Origin of the sequence: Mesorhizobium sp. M0761 (assembly GCF_040320205.1) — a bacterium.
Classification (GTDB): domain Bacteria; phylum Pseudomonadota; class Alphaproteobacteria; order Rhizobiales; family Rhizobiaceae; genus Mesorhizobium.
The window spans coordinates 414,952-435,212 of sequence record NZ_JAMYPF010000001.1 but is presented as its reverse complement, the minus strand read 5'-3'; the positions used below and the strand labels follow the sequence as shown (position 1 = coordinate 435,212).

Genomic DNA, 20,261 nt, shown 5'->3' with positions numbered 1-20,261 from the left:
CGTCGCATGAATTCGTTTCGACGCGCGGCGCTTTAGGCCTCGCCATCCGTCGCGCCGGTCTTGCGCACCAGCGCCGCCGTCGCCAAGATCGCGCCCATATCGGCGATCATCGGCGCGATGTGCTTGGTGTAATCGAGTGGCACGGAAATGGCGGGCAGTTCGAAGAAATTCTTCGGCTGCGGCAAGAGCAGGAAACCATCGCTGCCATTAAGCGCCACCCGCGCCGGATCATCGCGCCATGTCTCGTGCAGCCATTTCAGCGCCTGCGCCAGCCGGCCGCTCACCAACGGCTGGGCGGCGGCGACATTGTCGGTGCGAAATTCGTAGTCGCCGTCGAGCAGCGAATCGCCGCTGGACAGTTCCTGCATCTTGCCGGCGAAGATGCCGCGGAAGAAACCGACCACCGCGTTGCTGCGGCGCGTCGCGACCAATATGCCGGGGAACGGCGCGATCGTCTCGAACGCAACGATGACGCCCTTGAAGACCGTCGACGAGCCTTTGCCCGAACCTTGGCGCAACTCCGCCTCGTAGAGCTCGAACGGAAAATCCTCGTAGCGGCCTGACACGATGTCGTCGAAGCTCTGCCGGTTGAAGGCGCCGACCACGGCGCGCGGCAGCCGGTCGAAGGAATTCGGCGTCACGCTGTGCTGATAGCGCACATCCCTGATGAAGCCGAAGATGATCGGCAGCAGCGTGTCACGGAACGATTGCTGCAGCCGCGTCGCCGGCCTGATCGCCAGGAAGTACAGCAGCAGCGCCGCGAAGAAACCGCCGGCATAGAGGAACACATGCGGCGTCGAGAACCATTGCTCGTTCAAGTCAGCGACCTTGTTGAACAGCCAGGCCACCAGCACGACAAAAACCAGCAGCAGCCCCAGAAACACCGGCACCCGCCAGCGCACCTGGCGGTAGGCCGAAGCCCGTCCAGCCTCATAGATCTCGATATTCTTCCTGATGCCGGCGACCACCGCTTCATCAGGCATGAACTCAGCTGCTTCCATCGCCCCCTCGCAAAGTCCGTTTATACCTATAATAGCGGGAAAGTCGTCAGTCGCCAAAGATCGCCTTCAGCCTGGCTTCGACCTTGCCCTTCATCCGGCCAGTCAGCGCCTCGACCGGAACCAACCGCTCATGCCCGCCTGAGCGCAGCCGCATGAAGGGATGCATCCGGTAGCCGGCGATCGCGCCGCGCTTGCCGAGATCGGCGCTGACATCGACGACGAAAATGCCGCCGATGCGGCCGGGCCAGGGCTGTCGCGCCAGCGCCGTGCCGAGGAAGTCGCCAAGCCCGTAAGCCACGAGCGTCTTGCCGACCCATTGCACCGGCTGCACGACATGGGCGTGGTGCCCGGCAATCAGCCCGACGCCGTGACCGGCCAGCACCCTCGCCCGCATTTGCGTTTGCGGCTGCGGAAAATGCCGGAACTCCCAGTCCCAGTGCGGCACCGCACAGGTGAGATCGATGTTCTTGTCGGCCGCGCCGCTCGGCCATGCCGCCGGATCGCCTTGCATCGAGACAAGCTCGGTGAATGGCCCGGCGTCACCATTGCGCCACAGTGTGAAGGCGGCAAAGCCGATCGTCAGCGGCCCGGCCTTGACCTGCTCGACCGGTCCTTTTTTCGCGGTGCCGATGGTGCGGATGCCAAGCCGCTTCAGCGCCGCAGCCGTCTCGTCGAAACCGGCGACGCCCTGGTCGAGCACATGGTTGTTGGCCAGCGACAGCACGAGCTTTTCACGCGCGATGCCTACGGCGGCAAGCGCCGCGGCAAGAAACCGCTCGCTCATCGCATGGTGCGTGCCAAGCCGCGTGCCGAGCGCCACGCTCGGCCGCTCGACGACCGGACTTTCGCAATTGCCGATCACCAGATCGGCTGAGCCCAAGAGTTTTGCGATTTCCGGATCGCACTCCGGCGCACTACGGTTGGCCACCGCCGAAATATCGCCGACAAAGGCCAGCCGCACCTTCCGCCCTGGCGGTGGATCGATGAGTGTCGTCGCCGCGATGGGCGCAAAATCCCTGACATCGCCGCCAAGCGACGGCTTCAGGAAGCGCGGCAGCCATGACAGTTTGTAGGAAAGCGGATAGTTCGACACGCGACGCCCAATCGTTTGCCCAATCGGTTAGCTTGTGTAGACGGTCTGCCCGGGGAGTGTCGACCGTCAGTCCTTGAAACACTGCCGCCGGCAGACACGGCGCCAAATGCGTGTAATGTCTGCGCATCGCATAGTGGAGGGATGAGATGACACGTTTTGCAGGCCTGCTGGCGTCCGCCTTCCTCCTGTTGCTGCCGGTATCTTCGGCCCGCGCCGCCGCGCCCGAAGCAGCGACCGGGCTGTTCGAGGCCAAAACGGTGGCTGAGCGCAACCGTGCGCTCACAACGCTTGAGTCTGCAGCGAAAGGCGATCCGGCGTCAGCCTACGCCGCCGGCGCCGGCGAATTCTTCACCGCCCTGGAAATCCTGGCCGGCGGCCTGCACCGCCACGGGTTCGAAAGCCCGCAATCCTTCATGCTGCCGCTGATGCGGCTGCCGGTTCCGGACAATCCCAATCCCGAACCGCTGACCTATGAGCAGTTCCGCGCCATCCTGGTCGCCTTTCGCGACCGGTTGGAACGGTCGGCGGCGACACTGGGTTCGGTGCCCGCGGGAGCCGATATCGGCATGGTCGTCGACCTCACCCATGCCGGCATCGATCTCAACGAGGACGGCAGTATCACGCCGGATGAAAGCATCGCGGCGGTCATGGCCGCGCTGTCGCGCGGCGGTATCTCGTCGGACGGCGCCGCTCCCTCGCTCACATTCCGCTTCGATCGGGCCGACGGTTTCTGGCTGCAGGGCTATGCCGAATTCCTGATGGCGCAGGCCGATTTCTGGCTGGCGCATGATTTCAGGACCATGTTCGACGGCTCGTTCCACATGCTGTTTCCGCGCGCCAAACTGCCGCTGCAGGACATTCTCGTGCCTCCCGCCGGGGACATGGGCAGCAGCATCTTCTCATCGGAATGGCGCATCGCGGATTTCATCTCCATGGTTCACCTCGTCAACTGGCCGGTGGTCGAGCCCGAGCGACGTCAAGCGGCGCGCCGCCATCTGCTCGAAATGATCCGGCTGTCGCGCCAGGACTGGAAGGCGATCCGCGCCGAGACCGACAATGACCGCGAATGGTTGCCGGGACCGCAGCAGAAGGGCGAGAACCCGCTCACCGGGCTCGAAGTCGGCGAGGAGCAGGTCGAGGCCTGGCTCGCCACTCTGACCATGGCCGAAGACCTTTTGGAAGGCCGCAAGCTGCTGCCGCATTTCCGCATCACGGCCAGCACCGGCCAGGGCATCAACATGAAGCGTTTCTTCGAAGAACCGAAGCCTTTCGACCTCGTGCTGTCGATTACCGGCCCGGCCATCGCGCCCTACCTCGAGAGCGGTGAGATCGTGACCAGCGGCGAGTTCGACCAGATCCAGCGTCAGTTCGGTGGCGGTGGGTTTTTGACCTTCGCGCTGTGGTTCAATTGAGCAGGTGGCCCGGCTTTGCGTGACACAGCTCCTGACACCCTTGTGTCAGGAGCTTCGACCCGCTTAGTGTCCCTTGCCACTGCACTCTTTCCATTTTGGCGGACTCTGCCCATATTTGGGGCATGGCCAAACTTCCCGAGAAAAAGACACCGTCTCCGGCGGGTGACAACAGCGCTTCGCCGCCCAATCGGCGCAGCCCGCTGACCGATTTCCTCGATGCCTCGGAGCCCCTGCACAAGGGCGGCTTCGCCGAAGCGCCGCAAGCCGATTTCACCGGCACGCCGCTGAGCGGCTCGATTGCCGACTGGGCAGAGCAGATAGAGCAGGAGGCCGAGAAGGAAGGGCGTAGTTCCGGCGGCGCCAAGCCGCCGAAGGTGGCGAAGAAGATTCCGGAACGCTCAACCGCCCCCGGCCGCAGTTCGCGCGGCACCTCGATGGGCGGCGCGGCCACGGCCCGCGAACGCACCGCAGCCGGCCTCAATCCGGTCGCCGGCCTCGACATCTCGCTGGAAGACGCCGAGACCATGGCCTCGGGCAGCGTCACCGCCACGGTCGCGGCGCTGTCGGCGCTGATCGAATCCGGCAACCCCTTGCACAAGGACGGCGTGCTGTGGACGCCGCACCGCCCTGCCCGCCCGGAAAAATCCGAAGGCGGCATCGCCATCAAGATGGTGTCGGATTTCGAGCCGGCCGGCGACCAGCCGACCGCCATCAAGGATCTTGTCGAGGGCGTCGATAACAATGACCGCACGCAGGTGCTGCTCGGCGTCACCGGCTCCGGCAAAACCTTCACCATGGCCAAGGTGATCGAGCAGACGCAGCGCCCTGCTTTGATCCTGGCGCCCAACAAAACGCTGGCCGCGCAGCTCTATTCCGAGTTCAAGAAATTCTTCCCCGACAATGCGGTCGAGTATTTCGTCTCCTATTACGACTACTACCAGCCCGAAGCCTACGTCCCGCGTACCGACACCTTCATCGAGAAGGAATCCTCGATCAACGAGCAGATCGACCGCATGCGGCATTCGGCGACCCGCTCGCTGCTCGAGCGCGACGACGTCATCATCGTCGCCTCGGTGTCCTGCATCTACGGTATCGGCTCGGTCGAGACCTACACGGCGATGACCTTCCAGATGCAGATCGGCGACCGGCTCGACCAGCGGGCTCTGCTCGCGGATCTCGTCGCCCAGCAATACAAACGCCAGGACATCAATTTCGTCCGCGGCTCGTTCCGCGTGCGCGGCGACACGATCGAAATCTTCCCGGCTCACCTTGAAGACCGGGCGTGGCGCATCTCGATGTTCGGCGACGAGATCGAGGCGATCACCGAATTCGATCCGCTCACCGGCCAGAAGACCGGCGAGCTGAAGAGCGTCAAGATCTACGCCAACTCGCACTATGTGACGCCGCGTCCAACGCTCAACCAGGCGATCAAGTCGATCAAGGAGGAGCTCAAGCACCGGCTCGTCGAGCTCGAGCGCGCCGGCCGCCTGCTGGAGGCACAGCGGCTCGAACAGCGCTGCCGCTTCGATCTTGAGATGCTGGAAGCCACCGGCTCCTGCGCCGGCATCGAGAACTATTCGCGCTATCTCACGGGACGCCAGCCGGGGGATCCGCCGCCGACTTTGTTCGAATATATCCCCGACAATGCGCTGGTCTTCATCGACGAAAGCCACGTCACCGTGCCGCAGATCGGCGGCATGTATCGTGGCGACTTTCGGCGCAAGGCGACACTGGCGGAGTATGGTTTTCGCCTGCCCTCCTGCATGGACAATCGCCCGTTGCGCTTCGAGGAATGGGACGCCATGCGTCCGCTCTCCGTCGCGGTTTCTGCGACTCCCGGCGCCTGGGAGATGGAACAGGCCGGCGGCGTGTTCGCCGAGCAGGTCATCCGCCCGACCGGCCTGATCGATCCGCCGGTCGAAGTCCGCCCGGCGAAAAGCCAGGTCGACGATGTCGTCGGCGAAATCCGCGACACCACGGCCGCCGGCTACCGCACGCTGGTCACCGTTTTGACCAAGCGCATGGCCGAAGACCTGACCGAATATTTGCATGAGCAAGGCGTGCGCGTTCGCTACATGCACTCCGACATCGACACGCTGGAGCGCATCGAGATTCTGCGCGATCTCCGCCTCGGCGCTTTCGACGTGCTGGTCGGCATCAACCTGCTGCGCGAAGGCCTCGACATTCCCGAATGCGGTTTCGTCGCCATCCTCGACGCCGACAAGGAGGGTTTCCTGCGCTCCGAGACGTCGCTGATCCAGACCATCGGTCGCGCCGCCCGCAACGTCGACGGCAAGGTCATCCTCTATGCCGACCAGGTCACCGGCTCGATGGAGCGGGCGATGGCCGAGACCAACCGCCGCCGCGAAAAGCAGATGGAATGGAACGCGGCCAACGGCATCACCCCGGAATCGGTGAAGTCGCGCATCTCCGACATTCTGGATTCGGTCTACGAGAAGGACCATGTCCGCGCCGATATCTCGCAGTTCACCGACGGCGCCGGTGCGATGATGGGCAACAATCTCAAGGCTCATCTCGACGCCATGGAAAAGCAGATGCGCGACGCCGCCGCCAATCTCGACTTCGAAAAGGCCGCCCGCATCCGCGACGAGATCAAGCGGCTGCGCGAGATGGAACTGTCCATCTCGGAAGACCCTCTGGCCAAATACGCCGACATGGAAAGCCCGGTCTCCGGCCGCGAGAAGGGCAAGCACAACAAGGGCGTGGCCAAGCACCGTACGGCTGAGGAACAGGAGCGTTTCCGCAAGTTCGACGACGCACGTGCCGCCGAAGAGGCGGCCAGGGCTGCCCGGTCCAACCTCTTCCGCAAACCGGCGCTCGACGAAATGGGTGCCGAGGGCGCCGTGCCGGTGAAGAAACCGCTATTTGCCAAGCCGTCGATCGACGATATGGGGCCTGGTACCGACATGCCGACACCGTCAGGCGCGGTGTCGCGCTCGCTGTTCAAGAAACAGTCGGCGCAGGAAGCGCACGGCTCCGACTTCGGCATTCCGGGCGGCGCCACCAAGCCACTGTTCAAGAAGAATTCGCTCGACGAGATGACCGTGCGGCGCACGGAAAAGCCGGTCGAAGGAAAAGTGCCGGCCAAGCCCCAGCCAATCTCCCCCCGAGTGGGGGAGATGCCCGGCAGGGCAGAGGGGGGCGCGAAGGAACGCGACGCCAAGCCAATCATTCGCCAGCGCGCCGGCATCGGCTCCTACGAAGACCCCGCCGACGCCCGCCGCGAAAAGCGCCGGCCGGGCAAGACGGGACGGCCGGGGAAATAGCACCTCTTCCCTTCTCCCCTTGTGGGAGAAGGGAAGAGCGCTCCACCACCGCCGCATCCGTCGCCCACTTGCCTCCACCCCCGCCTTTGGTGTAATCGCTCCACACACTCAAAGTTTTGTCTTGAAAGGAGGGCTGCGTGTCTATCGATCACCATCGTCAGCGTGGCCCGATTTCTGCCCTGCGAGTTCGCTTGCAGGGCTGACCAGGGACATTACGGGTTTTTTCCCGCTTCGATTTTTTTGGTCTGCCCTTCGTGGTGCGCAAAGCTGAGCCTGATGGCCGGCACGCGCACCGTCAAAGTGCATTGAGCCGGACACCGGCAAGACCAGAGAAATCACAATGGCCCTGATCAGCCTCAAATCCCTCGGCGTCACCATGAGTGCGCCGCTGTTTTCCAACCTCGACCTCACCATCGGCACCGGCGACCGGCTCGGCATCGTTGCCGCCAATGGCCGTGGCAAGTCGACCTTGCTGAAGTGCCTGACCGGCGCAATGGAGCCGACCTCCGGCGACATTTCCCGCACGCGCGGCCTGCGCGTCGGCCATGTCGAACAATCCGTTCCTCCTGCCCTTCTCGGCCGCAGCTTCCACCAGGTGGTGGCCGAAGCCTTGCCGGCGGGGCAGGCCGACAGCGAGATGTGGCGGGTCGACGTGGCGCTGGATTCGCTCGACGTGCCCGAGCCGATGCGCGAACGGCCGATGCAGGCGCTGAGCGGCGGATGGCAGCGGCTGGCGCTGATTGCCCGCGTCTGGGTCACCGACCCCGATGTGCTTTTGCTCGACGAGCCCACCAACCATCTCGACCTCGCCAAGATCAGCCAGCTGGAAAGCTGGCTGAACGCCCTGCCTCGCGAGGTGCCGGTGGTCATCGCCAGTCACGACCGCGCCTTTCTCGAGGCCGTCACCAACCGCACGCTGTTCTTGCGCCCGGAGGACTCGCCGGTGTTTGCACTGCCCTATTCCAGGGCGAGGCAAGCGCTCGACGACCTGGACGCTTCGACGGCGCGCCGGTTCGAGCGCGACATGAAGGTGGCGCAGCAACTGCGCAAGCAGGCCGCCAAGCTCAACAACATCGGCATCAATTCCGGCAGCGACCTTTTGACGGTGAAGACCAAGCAACTCAGGGAACGGGCGGAGAAGCTGGAAGACGCCGCGGTATCGGCGCATCGCGAGAAATCAGCCGGCGCGATCCGGCTGGCCAACCGCGGCACCCATGCCAAGGTGCTGATTACGCTGGACGACGCCACGGTGGAAACGCCGGACGGCATGCTGCTGTTCAAGACCGGCAAGCGCCACATCTGCCAGGGCGATCGCATCGTGCTGCTCGGCCGCAACGGCGTCGGCAAGTCGCGTTTCGTCAACCTGATCCGCAACGCCATCGCCGAGCCGGACACGGTGCCGAACGTCAAAGTGACGCCGTCGACGGTGCTCGGTTACAGCGACCAGGCGTTGGCCGGCATCAGCGGCGACGACACGCCGCTGGCCATGGTCTCGCGCCGCTACGATGTCGGCGAGCAACGCGCCCGCTCGCTGCTTGCCGGCGCCGGCGTTGTCATTGAGATGCAGGAGAAGAAGATCGGCGTGCTGTCCGGCGGCCAGAAGGCGCGGCTGATGATGCTGGCGCTGAGACTCGCCAACCCCAACTTCTACCTGCTCGACGAGCCGACCAACCATCTCGACATCGACGGCCAGGAAGCGCTGGAGGAGGAACTGCTCAAGCACCAGGCGAGCTGTGTGCTCGCCTCGCATGACCGCTCCTTCATCCGCGCCGTCGGCAACCGCTTCTGGCTGGTCGACAAGCGGAAGCTGACCGAAGTCGAAGACCCCGAGGATTTCTTCCGCTCGGTGGCTGAAACGGCGGGCTGAGGAACTACCACCATGGGCCGCACCGTGTTGCGGTCCATGCTTTCGCATCTCCCGTAAATATTTTCAGCGTTCTGTCGGATCGGCTGAACCTGCTGCGTCCTTGGGATGCCGACACGATGATGCCGGCTTCATCTGAGGAGAACGCATCATGTCCATCCTGTCATCCATAGGCCGCGTCGCCGCCCGTTACGCACAGAACCGCGCCCGCTATCGCAGCGAGCGCGAGCTTCTGGCCCTGCCGATCGAACTGCGCAAGGATATCGGCTGGCCGGAAATCCTCATCGACGCGCAAAACGGCCCGCGGATCTGCAGGGCGCCCTGACCATGCGGTCGGGAAAGATCGATGCAGGCCGCCGCGGGGCGACCGTTGCTCAGTCATGCGTATCGCCCGACAGCGGCGTCGCCTGCATCGATCGACGCTTTTCGAATGCCTCGAACCAGCGCGTCAGCCGCGCCCGCGCGCGAAAGGACGGCAGCTGGCGGAACGCCATCCAGGACAGCGTGGTGGCAAGCGCTATATGGCCGACATGGAGCGGTGTCTCGTCGTCCAGCGCGCTTTCGATCCAGTCATAGCTGGCCTCGATTTTTTCCCGGTAGCCTTCGGCAAGCGCTGCATAGCGCAACTGTTCGGGCCGCCTTTCCGTCTCCCAGCGCAGGCCTATGCCCGTCTGCGCCAGGCCTTGGGCGACCGCCTGCAGCCGCAACGCCTGCCAGCGCGCCTCGCCCTCCGGCGGCACCAACTTGCGGCCGTCATGCAACGTATCCAGATAGGCGCAGATGACATCGGAATCGAAGAGCGGCGACGCATCCGGCCGCAGCAGCACTGGCACCTTGCCGAGCGGGTTTTCGGCGTAGACACGGGCATTGCGCAAGGTCGGGCTGGTCTCGTGATGAATGACCTCGAGCCGGTCGGCAAGCCCGACCTCATGGGCGAAGACGAGCGCCTTGCGCGCAAAGGGCGAATGGGTCTGGTAATTGAGGATCATTGTCGTCTCAGCGGGTTGAAGAAGCGGTCCCCTTTCTAGCCTGCTGACAGCGAGGATTGCGCTCTGATTGGGCGCCGCCGACGCAAGTTCGTTTCGCCAGAAAATCGCATCGGCCCAGAAAATCGCATCAGACATGTAGGATCGCCGCCGGCTCGTTCGTCCTAGGGTTCGCAAGGCCAAACCAAATGCCCAGACCAAACCCAAAGAGGAACAAGACATGACCGACCAGACCCCCATTCAGCCGGCCGCGAAAGTTCTCGGTGGATTGACCCCCTATCTGCAGCTGGACGGCGCCTTCAAGGCCGCCGAATTCTACAAGAAGGCTTTCGGCGCCGAACAGGTGTTCTTCTATCCGCCCGATGAGCAGGGCCGCACGATGCACATTCATCTCCACATCAACGGCTCGACGCTGATGATTTCCGATTTCTACCCCGAAAACGGCATGCCTGCCGTCAAGCCGCAGGGCTATACCATGCAGCTCCATCTCGGCGCCGACGAGATCGATGGCTGGTGGAAGCGCGCGGTCGGTGCCGGCTGCGAAGTCGCAGTGCCGCTGCAGCTGATGTTCTGGGGCGACCAGTGGGGCAACATGCGCGACCCCTTCGGGGTCGAATGGGCGATGAACGCGCCGGCGAAGAAAGACTGACCACCGCTGACAAAGCTCCTCACCGGCTGACGCCGGTAAGGAGCTTTGTGAGATACTCCAAGGAAAACCCAATGTCCTATGTCGATGGTTTCGTGCTCGCCGTGCGGAAGGCAAACATTGATGACTACAAGAAGCTGGCCAACCTCGCAGGCCCGATATGGAAGGAACACGGAGCGCTCGCCTATGTCGAATGTATCGCCGACGACGTGCCCTATGGTGAGTTGACCTCGTTTCCGCGTGCCGTTCAGGCAAAAGACGACGAGATCGTGGTCTTCGCATGGGCCGTCTATTCATCCAGGCAAAGCCGCGACGCGGTAATGGCCAAGGTGATGGCCGATCCGCGTTTGACACCCGATTTGGGGCCTATGCCCTTCGATATGAAGCGCATGATCTTCGGCGGTTTCCAGCCCTTCATCGAGCTTTAGCCGCTGCTCAGGCCAGCTTGTCCAGCAGCGGCTTCAACCTGTTGCCATAGCGCTTCCAGAGATCGACCGAGCCCTGATACATCGGCTGGCGCACCTGCGCGGCCGAGGCCGTGCGCACCGGACGGTCGGTCTCGTGGAACGACAGCGCCTTGTCGTCCCAGGACAGGCCGAGATGCCCGATCAGCGCCCGCGTCTGTCCCTCTTGGTCGGCCACGAAATCCTCGTAACGCACGTCATGGACGACGCCCGGCAGAACATCGTGCCAATGCGCCATGATGTCGGTGTAGATATTGTGGAAGTCGGCGAGCTCGCCCAGATCATAGCCGTAGCGGTGGTTGTCGCCGCGGAAATGCACCTTGTAGATCGAAAGGCAGGTCGCCGCCGCATCGCGCGCGCAATGGATGATCTTGGCTTTCGGCAGCATCATATGGATGAAGCCGATGAGCAGGAAGTTGCCGGGCATCTTGTCGGTGACATGCCTGAAGTTGGGATAGCGCTCATGCAGCATGTCGAGATAGGCTTGGCCCGCCTCCGCAAACTCCGCGTCGGATACATCGACCAGTCCCCAGGGGAAACCTCCCGGCATGGTCAGCGGAAATTGCTTGCCGACCGCGGTTTTCAACATGCTGAGCTCGCCCGCGCCATAGACTTGTGGATGGCTGGCGATGATCTGTTCGACCAGCGTGGTGCCGGAGCGCGGCATGCCGACGACGAAAATCGGCGTGTCGTCGGAGATTGCACTTGGCTTGTGCTTTTCGAAAAAGCCGGCGTTGAACACCGTCTTCATCGCCTCGAATTCGGCCCGCGTCCTGACCGGATCATAATCGATGCCCTTGCGGCGGATCGCATTGCCTTCAGCGAAATAGTCGAAGGCCCTGTTATAGTCCTTCAAATCGTCATTGGCCTTGCCGAGACCGAAGGACAGCTGCATGCGTGCCAGGCTGTCGGCCGGCGCCTTGGCATGCTGGGCCTCCATGCCGGCGAGTTCGGCGTCGCGCTCCTTCTGGCGCTTGACCTGCGTCAGCATCAGCCAGGCTTTTGCCATGCCTGGCGTGATCGCCAGCGCCTGCCGGAACAGGTCGGCCGCCTCATCGAGCTTGCCTTTTTCCATCAGCCCGACGCCGAGCCCGTGCAACAGGTCGGCATCCCTGGGCCGGATCGTCAGCGCCTCGCGAAAGGTCGCCAGCGCCTCGTCCAGACGACCGGCTTCCTGCAACGTTTCGGCAAGCCCGATGCGGGCGCGGACATGGAAGGGATTGCGCCCGATTGTGCCGCGATAGATGTCCTCCGCAGCCTCGAACTGGCCGAGCTGTTTCAACGCCGAACCCAGATTGTCGCGTGCCGCGAGTTGGTCGGGCTTGAGATCTACCGCGCCGCGGAAGAAATCGGCGGCCGCTGCGATGCGGCCGAGATCGCGCATCACCGTGCCGAGATTGTTGAGGAAATCGGGATTCTTCGGCTGCAGACGCACAGACTGCTCGATCAGCTCCAGCCCTTCGGGGTTGCGCCCGGTCTGGTGCAGCAACAGGCCCAGGAAATGCGCCGCTGCCGGGTGATTGGCCTTGCGCGCCAGCACCTGCCGGTACAGCGTCTCGGCCTCCTGCCGGCGCCCGGCCTGATGCAGCTGCAGCGCCTGCTGCACATATTGGTCGAGGCCCAGCGGCGGCTGTCCGCCAGCTCCAGCACCCGCCGCTCTTCTCTGATCTCTGTTGATGGGAAACCTGCCGTGTTTTGTCCGCTTGCCGCGATCTAGGCCATCGGCGCTGCAGGTTCAAGGGAAGAGTGGGCTCGCCAAGGGCGCGGACCTCTTCGAAACTCTAGAGGAATTCCAGGAAAATGTAGCGTTCAAATCAGCCGGTTGCTCTCGGCGAGCCGGCGCTCCCGCCGTTGCGTGCCGTCGGTGTCGGCAATCTTGCGCCGTGCCGCTTCGTCGCTTCTTATCGTCAGGCGCACTGATATTGCCTTGGGGAAGAGGACGATTGGCTCGATTGTTGCGGTCGGACGATCCGGCGTTTTCATGAATCTCATATATTTTTGCCTTTCGCAAAAATAATCTTAGGGGCACCGGAATAATTATTCCGATGCTCTCTAAATAAGAAATTGGCTGATATTGTTCCACGATAGCAGATTTATTAGGGGTTTATACGAGAAATTTTTTATACCGGTCGAGCCGTGACGGAAATCAGCTTGAATAGCCAACAATTTCGGATTATTGATCTGAGATCGTTTTTTGGGTCAAGCTTGGCATATAGCGGCGTCGGAGATACTCGACCCGCCAAACTCATTCCAATCGCCGATGGTTGAGTTCCCGGTTGATGCCGGAAAGCATCGACGAACCAGAGCCAAGCCAATGCCGGATCGCACCACCCGTTCCATCGCCCATTTCGCGGCACCCTTCGTGCTTGGCGGGCTGGAAGGGCAACTGCCGGCCGGCGACTATGACATCGATCACGACGAAGAGCTGATCGAGGGCATGTCGCGGCTTGCCTGGCGTCGCGTCGCCACCTTCATCCATTTGCCGGCAAGGGCGGTGAAGAACCCGGCCACCAGCCAGCTTGTCGCAATCGACTACCTCGAACTCGAAACAGCGCTGAGGCGCGACCAGGAGAACGCAGCATGATCCGCTTCCAGCAGAATGCGCGTCCGCGCACCGACACGCCCTCGCACCTCTTCGCCGTCGGCCAGACCGTGCGCATGAAGAGCCGCAGCGGGCTCGCCCAGAAGACCGCCGAGCTGTTTCAGATCAAGAGCAGATTGCCGGTCAAGGATGGCTCGCCGCAATATCGCATCCGCAGCGAGCAGGAGACCTATGAGCGGGTCACCACGGAAGACAACCTCGAAGTGGCGGACGCCCCGGCTGTCCCCGACAGCCCGGCCGTCTGACACCGCACCCACCCAGCACGTACGAAGGAGCAGACAGATGGCCAAGGGTCAGCAGCGCAGCAATCGCGAAACTCGCAAGCCCAAGAAAGACAAGGTGGTGGCCAAGGCCGCCTCCCCGTTCGGTTCCTCGGTCAAGCAAGCCGAGAGCAGCCTGAAGCCGAAGTCGAAGGGCTGACAAGGCAGGGGCGCGCCTGGCGTACCTGCCAGCAATGGACTGACGATCTCGCGCAAAACTCTGCAACGGAGGCTTGCTTGACGTTCTTCGTCGAGCCGCTCGCGCGACGTCGACGAAGCCACGCTCGACAAGGTATCCTTCTTCCCTTGGAGGTGAGAAGCGGTCCGCGCAGCGGACGAAAAGCCAATTGTTGGCTTTTCGAGTTTCGAACGCCCTGAGCCTGCGAAGGACCAAGGGTGGTCCGGTCCACCCGCCCGGTCCCCGCTGCTTCGCAGGGTCCCGGCATTCGCCGCCTTTTTTATCGTGCCAGTGGGACGGTGAATTCGCCTCCGGCGGACTCACCCGACAGGGGAGAAGGAAAAATCAGCAGGGGCCGTCCTCGACGACGCGGTAGTCGGCGGCACGGGCCTCGCAGGCGTTGGGAAAGGTGCGCAGCTCGCCATGGCGGCGGGCGCAGACCGGGGCGTATTCGCGCGTGCAGAATGTCGGCTCTTCGCCACCACCGCCACCACCGCCGCCGTCGCGGCAAGGGCCGTCGCGCACGATGCGGTAGCCTTCCCGTTCGGCAAGGCAGGCATTGGCGAAGGTCTGGCGGTCACCGCCGCGCCGCGCGCAGACCGGCTCGTATTGCCTGGTGCAGAATTCCGGTTCCGGCCGTGGCGGGCGCGGACGTGGTCCCGGCCCGTCATCGACGACGACGGTGCAGGCCGCAAGAAGACCCGACAGGAAGAGAATAGTAAAACCCTGGCGCGAGAAGATCGTCGCAAGAAATCTCATGAATATGCCTCCCTCGAGACCCCCGTCCCCGGCGCAAAACGCGCCTGTCGATCCTCGCCATTCCCTTGCCAAATGCAACCCCCGTTTGCGGCGCGGGAGCCATGCGATGCCCGGCCCGCGCATTGCTTTGGCCCTGGACCAAACCGCTGGACCATGCGTGGCCGGGCTCTGGCTGATGAACTCTTAAGAACCCAGGTTTATCGAAGCGCCTTCGTTGGGATGCGTCGATGGACGCGGCCCGCGGCGCTATCTTGCAACGATCACGTTTCCGTGCGATAAATTTTGTGTTCGGGCATTTGCGACCCGGAGAGCGGAACGTTTTGGACGACCTTTCCCCGATACTGTGAATCTCTGACGGCCCCGTTTTCGGCGGGGGGTTTTACCATGCGCAAATGCAGGACTGCCGAAGCAACCACCGGGACTTGCCCACGATGCCAGGCGGCGGGCAAACCATAAGACTGACACGGGTGAAGGAGTTTCCCCAATGGCCCAGACCGGCACCGTTAAATTCTTCAACGCGACCAAAGGCTTCGGCTTCATCACGCCCGACGGCGGCGCCAAGGATGTGTTCGTCCACATTTCCGCGATCGAGGCCTCGGGCCTGCGTACCCTCGTCGACGGCCAGAAGGTCACCTTCGACGTTGAACCCGACCGCATGGGCAAGGGTCCGAAGGCGGTCAACCTCCGCGCGGCCTGAACCGGCGGTGCCCGCGCGCCCGTCAGGGCGCTCGAAAAAGCACCTCAAGCGTGTTTGAACCGGCTTTGTCAGCCGTCCAGAGTTTCGAAGGCGCGACGTTTCTGGTCGCGCCTTTTTCATGTCCGCCGTCGCCGCAGGCAAAGGACGCTCTACCGGTCCATGGCGTGGCTGATCGCCGGAGCAATCGTCTGGCGCGAATTGCCTTCGGTGCAACAATCTATTTGACCAGCCTTCAGCGTTGCCGCCCTGGCCAAAACTTTCTCTTGCCGATAGCGCTAAAATAAAGGACAAATTTCCCTTCGGGCATTTGCCGGCCCGAAACTGGACTTTATGGGATCAAAGGGAGCTTCCCATGCCGCAGACCGGCACCGTCAAATTCTTCAATCATGCCAAAGGCTTCGGCTTCATTACACCCGACGACGGGCAGAAGGATGTCTTCGTTCATATTTCGGCCGTGCAGGCTTCGGGTCTTTCCGGTCTGGAGGATGGACAGAAAGTGACATTCGACACCGAGCCGGACAAGCGCGGCAAGGGTCCGAAGGCCGTCAACCTGTCGGTCGGCTAAGCCGGCTCAAGACAGTCCGGACGGAGATTGACGAGGCGGAGCGCCTTGCGTACGCGCTTGGTTTTGCCGCAAGAACTGGATCGTATCAGCCAATTCCGTTCAGCCCCCGTTCAGCCACGGTCTTCTATTAATCGTCCCCTAGGCTGGACCGCATCCCCGAAAACTATCCGGGCCGGCACGAAGGAGACCAAAATGAATCGCATTTTCAAGACCGCCATCCTGGGCGCCGCTCTCGCCGCGACCACCCTCGCCACCTTGCCTGCCGCCAATGCCAAGGACTGGAACCGCTGGCATCATGGCCATGGTCGTCATCATAATGGCGACGCGCTTGCGGCCGGTGTCGTCGGCCTTGCGGCCGGCGCTCTGATCGCCGGTGCGCTGAGCAACCCGCAGCCGCGCTACAGCAGCTATGACGACGATTACGACTACCGCGAAGTGCGGCCGGCGCCGGTGCGCCGTTACTATGCCGAACCGCGGGTCGTCTATGCCGACCGCTATGCCGAGCCGTGGACCCGCGACTGGTACGAATACTGCTCGGACCGCTACCGGAGCTTCAATGCCCGCAGCGGCACGTTCACCGGCAATGACGGTGAGCAGCATTTCTGCGTCGCGAATTGAGCTTCCCTGTCCCACAAAAAGCGCTGACCGCAAGGCCAGCGCTTTTTTTCTTGGCAGAAAGACATCGCTAAGTCAGGAAGGGATTGGTCCGCCTTTCCTCGCCAAAGCGGCCACCCGGGCCGTGGCCGCAGATGAAGCCGATCTCGTCACCGAGCGGCAAAAGCTTGTCCTTGATCGAGGCGATCAGCGCCGCATGGTCGCCGCCCGGCAGGTCGGTGCGCCCGACCGAGCCGCGAAACAGCACGTCGCCGACATGAGCGAACTTCGCCGCGCGATTGTAGTATACGACATGGCCGGGCGCATGGCCGGGGCAGTGCAGCACCTCGAACATATGTGAGCCGAACGAAACCGTCTCGCCCTCTGCGAGAAACCGGTCGGGCACGCAGTTGCGCGCCCCGGCAATGCCGTAGCGCTGGCCCTGGTTCTCAAGATTGTCGAGCAATAGCTTGTCGGCTTCGTGCGGGCCGATGATCTCGATGCCGAGTGCTTCCTTCAGCTCCATGGCGCCCCCGGCGTGATCGATGTGGCCATGGGTGATCCAGATCGCAGCGGCGGTGATCGCATTGTCCCTCAGCACCGCCAGCACCTTGTCGATGTCGCCGCCCGGATCGACGACGACGCCATGCTTGTCATCCATGTCGAACAGGATGGTGCAGTTCTGCTGGAAAGGCGTGACCGGCACGATGCCGGCATTGAGCTGACCCATGATTGTCCTTTCGCTGTTCCAGCGTGATGTAGAGGCGCGGGCGAAGGCCGTCCACTGCTGAAAGGCAAACAGTCCGTCCCAAAACAGAAATGGGCGGCCCAACGGCCGCCCATTTGACGAAGCCTGAGTCTCGAGCAATTCCAGGAAAAGTGTAAAGCGGTTTTCCGTCCGGAATTGGGTAAAACAACAAACTAGATCATTCGCCGTGAAACGGTGAATGATCTAGAGGCTTACTTCTTCATCGCGCCCATGACCGCACCGATGATGCCGGTCAGGATGGCGCCGCCGCCGGCGCCGCCGAGCAGGTTTTTGAGGTTCAGCGTATCGCCCAATCCGCCCGCTGCCGTTGCAGCCGCTGCCGGGTCGGCCGTGCCGCCGAGCAGGCTGCCGAGGATCGCCGCCCCGCCGACGCCGCCAACCGCGCCGCCGAGGATTTTGGTCAACTGGCCCATCGCCGCATTCTTCAGCGCGACGCCGACCGCCTGACCACCGACAACACCTGCAATTACCTGTACAACGAGCGCAATGAGCGTATTCGTATCCATGTACCTAGTCCCTCCATAGCTGCCAGCCTCCCGGGCCGACACCATCATGAGACGCTGAATTGTACGAAAGTCAAATGCACAGATGCTGAAATAAAGGGGCCGGCCTCAAAACCGCCCCTGCTTGCGAAAAAAGCTGTGACTTTCGTTATTCTGCGGCTATCGCATGCTTAGGTTGCACCGCAGCAGAATAGTCGTTCATCAAAGTCTTGGCGATCTCGCCGACCTCGAATCGGTACGGACCGATCTCGGAGACCGGCGTCACTTCCGCTGCCGTTCCGGTGAGGAAGCACTGTTCGAAGCCTTCGAGTTCCTCAGGCATGATGGCGCGCTCGACGACTTCAAGGCCGCGGTCCTTGGCGAGGCCGATGACGGTGCGGCGGGTGATGCCGTCGAGGAAGCAATCGGGCTTCGGCGTGTGGATCTTGCCATCCTTGACGAAGAAGATGTTGGCGCCCGTTGCTTCGGCGACCTGGCCGCGCCAGTCGAGCATCATGGCATCGGCATAGCCCTTGGCCTCGGCGGCATGCTTGGACATGGTGCAGATCATGTAGAGGCCGGCGGCCTTCGACTTCGACGGCGCGGTGCGCGGATCGGGCCGGCGCCATTCCGCCAGATCGAGACGGATGCCCTTGAGCTTCTGCGCCGGGTCGAAATAGCTCGGCCATTGCCAGATGGCGATGGCGCAGTTGATGCGGCTGTTCTGCGCCGACACCCCCATCTGTTCGCTGCCGCGCCAGGCGATCGGCCTGACATAGGCGTCCTGGAAACCCTGCTTCTTCAGAAGCGTGGTCGAGGCGTCATTGAGCTCGGCCACGGAATAGGGAATATTGAAGCCGAGCAGGCGCGCCGATTCATGCAGACGCTCGGTGTGCTCATTGAGCTTGAAGATGGCACCGCCATAGGCGCGCTCGCCCTCGAAGACGGCGCTGGCATAGTGCAGGCCGTGGGTCAGCACGTGGATCTTGGCGTCGGCCCATTTGACGAACTCGCCGTTGATCCAGATGAAGCCGTCCAGTTGGTCGAAGGGAACGGATGCCATGGAAACCTCCCGCGGGCGGCGACCCGCATATCATTGGTGTTGTTTTTGTTGCGCGACAGCCGCGTCGGGCGGCCCTTGAAGCGTAAGCGGAGAATCGAACTCTGGCAAACTCAGGAAGTTCCGGAAAAACCGCACTCCCTTCCCTTTTCGTTCGCAATCCGCCCAAAAGCTTGCCAAAAATTACCATTGCAGGGGAATTACGTCAATAGTACTGACATATTTCCCTCTATGGACGGAGAAATGATGACGGATCGAAGCCCAGCTGCCGGAAAACCGATCAAGACGCCGATCACCGACGAGGACGGCATCGACTTCGCCATCATCGAACTGTTCTTCTTTGCGTATCGCGATTTCACTTCCGATCCGGACCAGATCCTGGCCGATTACGGCTTTGGCCGCGCCCATCACCGGGTGCTGCATTTCGTCAACCGCCGGCCGGGACTGACGGTCGCTGAACTGCTCGACGTGCTCAAGATCACCAAGCAGAGCCTGGCGCGGGTGCTCAAGCAACTGATCGACACCGACCATATCGTGCAATTGCAGGGTCCGCGCGACCGCCGCCAGCGGGAGCTCTATCCGACAGCCAAGGGCCGCGCCTTGGCGCTGGCCCTGGCGCGGCCACAGTCACGCCGCATCCGTGCTGCATTGGAAGATTCCGGAGCCAGCGAGCGCCCCTTGATCGAACGATTCCTGGAAGCCATGGTCAATCCGGAACTAAGGGCGCAGATCGACATTGTGCCTGCAAACATGTCAGGGAAAAGCCATGGAGACCATTGAGAGGGTGGACCAGCCGACAGCGCCGGACGATGATGCGCCGCATCTGCTTGTGGTCGACGACGACACCCGCATCCGCAATTTGCTCAAGCAATATCTGACCGAAAACGGTTTTCGCGTCACTGTCGCCGGAAATGCCGGCGAGGCCAGGCGCAAGCTCGCCGGGCTCGACTTCGACCTCCTTGTCCTCGACGTCATGATGCCCGGAGAGACCGGCGTCGACCTCACCAAGGCGCTGCGGGCGGAGAAGAACGTGCCGATCCTGATGCTCACCGCGCTATCGGAAACCGACAGCCGCATCACCGGGCTCGAGGCCGGCGCCGACGACTATCTGCCCAAGCCCTTCGACCCGCGCGAACTGATCCTGCGCATCAACAACATCCTGCGCCGCGGCGGCCCGGCGACGACGCCCAAGGTCGAGCAGCTGGTCTTCGGCCCCTACACCTTCCAGATCGCCAGGCGCGAGCTGAAGCGGGGCGGCGAGGCTCTGAAGCTGACCGACCGCGAGCAGGAGATCCTGGCGATCTTTGCCGCGCGGGCCGGCGAAACCATCCCGCGCCATGAGCTTGTCGGCGACGATTCGGAAGTCGGCGAGCGCACCATCGACGTTCAGATCAACCGGCTGCGCCGCAAGATCGAGCGCGATCCGTCCAATCCGGTCTGGCTGCAGACGGTGCGCGGTATTGGGTATCGGCTCAGCGTGGAATAGAATGCCGCTGACGGCCGCCCTTTGGCCATAGATATGTGGCCATAGACCAGCGGCCA

The 20,261-nt window shown here is 62.7% G+C and carries 23 protein-coding genes; 14 read left to right on the top strand and 9 right to left on the bottom strand.

All coding sequences use genetic code 11. The features are described from left to right. Positions 1–32: 32 nt before the first annotated feature. Both NKI32_RS02140 and NKI32_RS02135 read right to left on the bottom strand, forming a co-directional pair. Positions 33–1,001 (bottom strand): hypothetical protein, encoded by a 969-nt coding sequence (locus tag NKI32_RS02140; protein WP_353001684.1) that lies wholly within the window; start codon positions 999–1,001, stop codon positions 33–35. A gap of 46 nt (positions 1,002–1,047) precedes the next feature. After that, positions 1,048–2,094, bottom strand: a complete 1,047-nt coding sequence (locus tag NKI32_RS02135) for a CapA family protein (protein ID WP_353001683.1) — start codon at positions 2,092–2,094, stop codon at positions 1,048–1,050. A 146-nt stretch (positions 2,095–2,240) separates the two neighbouring features. On the opposite strand from NKI32_RS02135, the gene NKI32_RS02130 reads away from it, so the two are divergent. The 4 genes from NKI32_RS02130 to NKI32_RS02115 all read left to right on the top strand — a co-directional run bounded on the left by NKI32_RS02130 (position 2,241) and on the right by NKI32_RS02115 (position 8,982). Next, a complete protein-coding gene (locus tag NKI32_RS02130) occupies positions 2,241–3,506 on the top strand; it encodes a hypothetical protein (RefSeq protein WP_353001682.1) in 1,266 nt (421 codons plus the stop codon). A gap of 122 nt (positions 3,507–3,628) precedes the next feature. Continuing rightward, positions 3,629–6,793 carry an excinuclease ABC subunit UvrB gene (gene uvrB / locus NKI32_RS02125; RefSeq protein WP_353001680.1) on the top strand — a complete coding sequence of 1,055 codons (3,165 nt, stop codon included), beginning with the start codon at positions 3,629–3,631 and terminating at the stop codon, positions 6,791–6,793. A gap of 340 nt (positions 6,794–7,133) precedes the next feature. Next, the gene (locus NKI32_RS02120; protein ID WP_353001678.1) at positions 7,134–8,660 is read left to right on the top strand and encodes an ABC-F family ATP-binding cassette domain-containing protein; all 1,527 of its coding nucleotides are present in this window, start codon (positions 7,134–7,136) and stop codon (positions 8,658–8,660) included. A gap of 148 nt (positions 8,661–8,808) precedes the next feature. Further along, entirely contained in the window at positions 8,809–8,982 is a 174-nt protein-coding gene (locus tag NKI32_RS02115) for a hypothetical protein (RefSeq protein WP_023672009.1), read from the top strand. A gap of 49 nt (positions 8,983–9,031) precedes the next feature. Here NKI32_RS02115 and NKI32_RS02110 read toward each other — a convergent pair whose 3' ends face one another. After that, positions 9,032–9,646: a glutathione S-transferase gene (locus NKI32_RS02110; protein ID WP_353001676.1), complete on the bottom strand. Its 615-nt coding sequence runs from the start codon at positions 9,644–9,646 to the stop codon at positions 9,032–9,034. Positions 9,647–9,863: 217 nt separating this feature from the next. Here NKI32_RS02110 and NKI32_RS02105 point away from each other — a divergent pair, with 217 nt between their 5' ends. Both NKI32_RS02105 and NKI32_RS02100 read left to right on the top strand, forming a co-directional pair. Continuing rightward, a complete protein-coding gene (locus NKI32_RS02105; RefSeq protein ID WP_023691563.1) occupies positions 9,864–10,292 on the top strand; it encodes a VOC family protein in 429 nt (142 codons plus the stop codon). A gap of 71 nt (positions 10,293–10,363) precedes the next feature. Then, positions 10,364–10,717, top strand: coding sequence for a DUF1428 domain-containing protein (locus tag NKI32_RS02100; RefSeq protein WP_023734971.1), 354 nt, complete (start codon positions 10,364–10,366; stop codon positions 10,715–10,717). Between the two features lie 7 nt (positions 10,718–10,724). On the opposite strand, the gene NKI32_RS02095 is transcribed toward NKI32_RS02100, so the two are convergent. Continuing rightward, positions 10,725–12,359 carry a tetratricopeptide repeat-containing sulfotransferase family protein gene (locus tag NKI32_RS02095; protein ID WP_353001674.1) on the bottom strand — a complete coding sequence of 545 codons (1,635 nt, stop codon included), beginning with the start codon at positions 12,357–12,359 and terminating at the stop codon, positions 10,725–10,727. Between the two features lie 203 nt (positions 12,360–12,562). Continuing rightward, the gene (locus NKI32_RS02090; protein ID WP_023683727.1) at positions 12,563–12,745 is read right to left on the bottom strand and encodes a hypothetical protein; all 183 of its coding nucleotides are present in this window, start codon (positions 12,743–12,745) and stop codon (positions 12,563–12,565) included. Positions 12,746–13,067: 322 nt separating this feature from the next. Here NKI32_RS02090 and NKI32_RS02085 point away from each other — a divergent pair, with 322 nt between their 5' ends. Genes NKI32_RS02085 through NKI32_RS02075 form a run of 3 tightly spaced genes read left to right on the top strand, consistent with a single transcriptional unit; the run spans position 13,068 to position 13,775 of the window. Continuing rightward, entirely contained in the window at positions 13,068–13,337 is a 270-nt protein-coding gene (locus NKI32_RS02085) for a hypothetical protein (protein ID WP_023672014.1), read from the top strand. Then, complete coding sequence (locus NKI32_RS02080) at positions 13,334–13,600, top strand: hypothetical protein (RefSeq protein WP_023683726.1); 267 nt, start codon at positions 13,334–13,336, stop codon at positions 13,598–13,600. Before NKI32_RS02085 ends, NKI32_RS02080 begins: the two co-directional genes overlap by 4 nt. Before the next feature lie 37 nt (positions 13,601–13,637). Further along, complete coding sequence (locus tag NKI32_RS02075; protein ID WP_023683725.1) at positions 13,638–13,775, top strand: hypothetical protein; 138 nt, start codon at positions 13,638–13,640, stop codon at positions 13,773–13,775. A 363-nt stretch (positions 13,776–14,138) separates the two neighbouring features. Here the strand turns inward: NKI32_RS02075 and NKI32_RS02070 are convergent, their stop codons facing one another. Further along, complete coding sequence (locus tag NKI32_RS02070; RefSeq protein ID WP_023672018.1) at positions 14,139–14,552, bottom strand: Kazal-type serine protease inhibitor domain-containing protein; 414 nt, start codon at positions 14,550–14,552, stop codon at positions 14,139–14,141. A gap of 484 nt (positions 14,553–15,036) precedes the next feature. Between NKI32_RS02070 and NKI32_RS02065 the strand changes: the two genes are divergently transcribed. From NKI32_RS02065 to NKI32_RS02055, 3 genes are all read left to right on the top strand, one after another. Beyond that, positions 15,037–15,249: a cold-shock protein gene (locus tag NKI32_RS02065; protein ID WP_006202520.1), complete on the top strand. Its 213-nt coding sequence runs from the start codon at positions 15,037–15,039 to the stop codon at positions 15,247–15,249. A gap of 352 nt (positions 15,250–15,601) precedes the next feature. Continuing rightward, on the top strand, positions 15,602–15,814 hold the full coding sequence (locus tag NKI32_RS02060) for a cold-shock protein (protein WP_023672019.1): 213 nt from the start codon (positions 15,602–15,604) through the stop codon (positions 15,812–15,814). 192 nt (positions 15,815–16,006) lie between these two features. Next, positions 16,007–16,432, top strand: a complete 426-nt coding sequence (locus tag NKI32_RS02055) for a BA14K family protein (protein WP_023672020.1) — start codon at positions 16,007–16,009, stop codon at positions 16,430–16,432. Between the two features lie 67 nt (positions 16,433–16,499). On the opposite strand, the gene NKI32_RS02050 is transcribed toward NKI32_RS02055, so the two are convergent. From NKI32_RS02050 to NKI32_RS02040, 3 genes are all read right to left on the bottom strand, one after another. Then, positions 16,500–17,138 carry an MBL fold metallo-hydrolase gene (locus tag NKI32_RS02050; protein ID WP_353001672.1) on the bottom strand — a complete coding sequence of 213 codons (639 nt, stop codon included), beginning with the start codon at positions 17,136–17,138 and terminating at the stop codon, positions 16,500–16,502. 230 nt (positions 17,139–17,368) lie between these two features. Then, positions 17,369–17,683, bottom strand: a complete 315-nt coding sequence (locus tag NKI32_RS02045) for a hypothetical protein (protein ID WP_023672022.1) — start codon at positions 17,681–17,683, stop codon at positions 17,369–17,371. A gap of 145 nt (positions 17,684–17,828) precedes the next feature. After that, complete coding sequence (locus tag NKI32_RS02040; protein ID WP_023672023.1) at positions 17,829–18,722, bottom strand: branched-chain amino acid aminotransferase; 894 nt, start codon at positions 18,720–18,722, stop codon at positions 17,829–17,831. Positions 18,723–18,965: 243 nt separating this feature from the next. On the opposite strand from NKI32_RS02040, the gene NKI32_RS02035 reads away from it, so the two are divergent. Continuing rightward, the gene (locus tag NKI32_RS02035; protein WP_023683723.1) at positions 18,966–19,499 is read left to right on the top strand and encodes a MarR family winged helix-turn-helix transcriptional regulator; all 534 of its coding nucleotides are present in this window, start codon (positions 18,966–18,968) and stop codon (positions 19,497–19,499) included. Then, positions 19,486–20,205 carry a response regulator gene (locus NKI32_RS02030; RefSeq protein ID WP_023672025.1) on the top strand — a complete coding sequence of 240 codons (720 nt, stop codon included), beginning with the start codon at positions 19,486–19,488 and terminating at the stop codon, positions 20,203–20,205. Before NKI32_RS02035 ends, NKI32_RS02030 begins: the two co-directional genes overlap by 14 nt. Positions 20,206–20,261: the final 56 nt, after the last annotated feature.

Coding starts and splice junctions, on each gene's coding strand:
- NKI32_RS02140 (WP_353001684.1), bottom strand. CDS start 1,001: ATGGAAGCAGCTGAGTTCATGCCTGATGAAGCGGTGGTCGCCGGCATC.
- NKI32_RS02130 (WP_353001682.1), top strand. CDS start 2,241: ATGACACGTTTTGCAGGCCTGCTGGCGTCCGCCTTCCTCCTGTTGCTG.
- uvrB (WP_353001680.1), top strand. CDS start 3,629: ATGGCCAAACTTCCCGAGAAAAAGACACCGTCTCCGGCGGGTGACAAC.
- NKI32_RS02120 (WP_353001678.1), top strand. CDS start 7,134: ATGGCCCTGATCAGCCTCAAATCCCTCGGCGTCACCATGAGTGCGCCG.
- NKI32_RS02115 (WP_023672009.1), top strand. CDS start 8,809: ATGTCCATCCTGTCATCCATAGGCCGCGTCGCCGCCCGTTACGCACAG.
- NKI32_RS02110 (WP_353001676.1), bottom strand. CDS start 9,646: ATGATCCTCAATTACCAGACCCATTCGCCCTTTGCGCGCAAGGCGCTC.
- NKI32_RS02105 (WP_023691563.1), top strand. CDS start 9,864: ATGACCGACCAGACCCCCATTCAGCCGGCCGCGAAAGTTCTCGGTGGA.
- NKI32_RS02100 (WP_023734971.1), top strand. CDS start 10,364: ATGTCCTATGTCGATGGTTTCGTGCTCGCCGTGCGGAAGGCAAACATT.
- NKI32_RS02090 (WP_023683727.1), bottom strand. CDS start 12,745: ATGAGATTCATGAAAACGCCGGATCGTCCGACCGCAACAATCGAGCCA.
- NKI32_RS02085 (WP_023672014.1), top strand. CDS start 13,068: ATGCCGGATCGCACCACCCGTTCCATCGCCCATTTCGCGGCACCCTTC.
- NKI32_RS02080 (WP_023683726.1), top strand. CDS start 13,334: ATGATCCGCTTCCAGCAGAATGCGCGTCCGCGCACCGACACGCCCTCG.
- NKI32_RS02075 (WP_023683725.1), top strand. CDS start 13,638: ATGGCCAAGGGTCAGCAGCGCAGCAATCGCGAAACTCGCAAGCCCAAG.
- NKI32_RS02070 (WP_023672018.1), bottom strand. CDS start 14,552: ATGAGATTTCTTGCGACGATCTTCTCGCGCCAGGGTTTTACTATTCTC.
- NKI32_RS02065 (WP_006202520.1), top strand. CDS start 15,037: ATGGCCCAGACCGGCACCGTTAAATTCTTCAACGCGACCAAAGGCTTC.
- NKI32_RS02060 (WP_023672019.1), top strand. CDS start 15,602: ATGCCGCAGACCGGCACCGTCAAATTCTTCAATCATGCCAAAGGCTTC.
- NKI32_RS02055 (WP_023672020.1), top strand. CDS start 16,007: ATGAATCGCATTTTCAAGACCGCCATCCTGGGCGCCGCTCTCGCCGCG.
- NKI32_RS02050 (WP_353001672.1), bottom strand. CDS start 17,138: ATGGGTCAGCTCAATGCCGGCATCGTGCCGGTCACGCCTTTCCAGCAG.
- NKI32_RS02045 (WP_023672022.1), bottom strand. CDS start 17,683: ATGGATACGAATACGCTCATTGCGCTCGTTGTACAGGTAATTGCAGGT.
- NKI32_RS02040 (WP_023672023.1), bottom strand. CDS start 18,722: ATGGCATCCGTTCCCTTCGACCAACTGGACGGCTTCATCTGGATCAAC.
- NKI32_RS02035 (WP_023683723.1), top strand. CDS start 18,966: ATGACGGATCGAAGCCCAGCTGCCGGAAAACCGATCAAGACGCCGATC.
- NKI32_RS02030 (WP_023672025.1), top strand. CDS start 19,486: ATGGAGACCATTGAGAGGGTGGACCAGCCGACAGCGCCGGACGATGAT.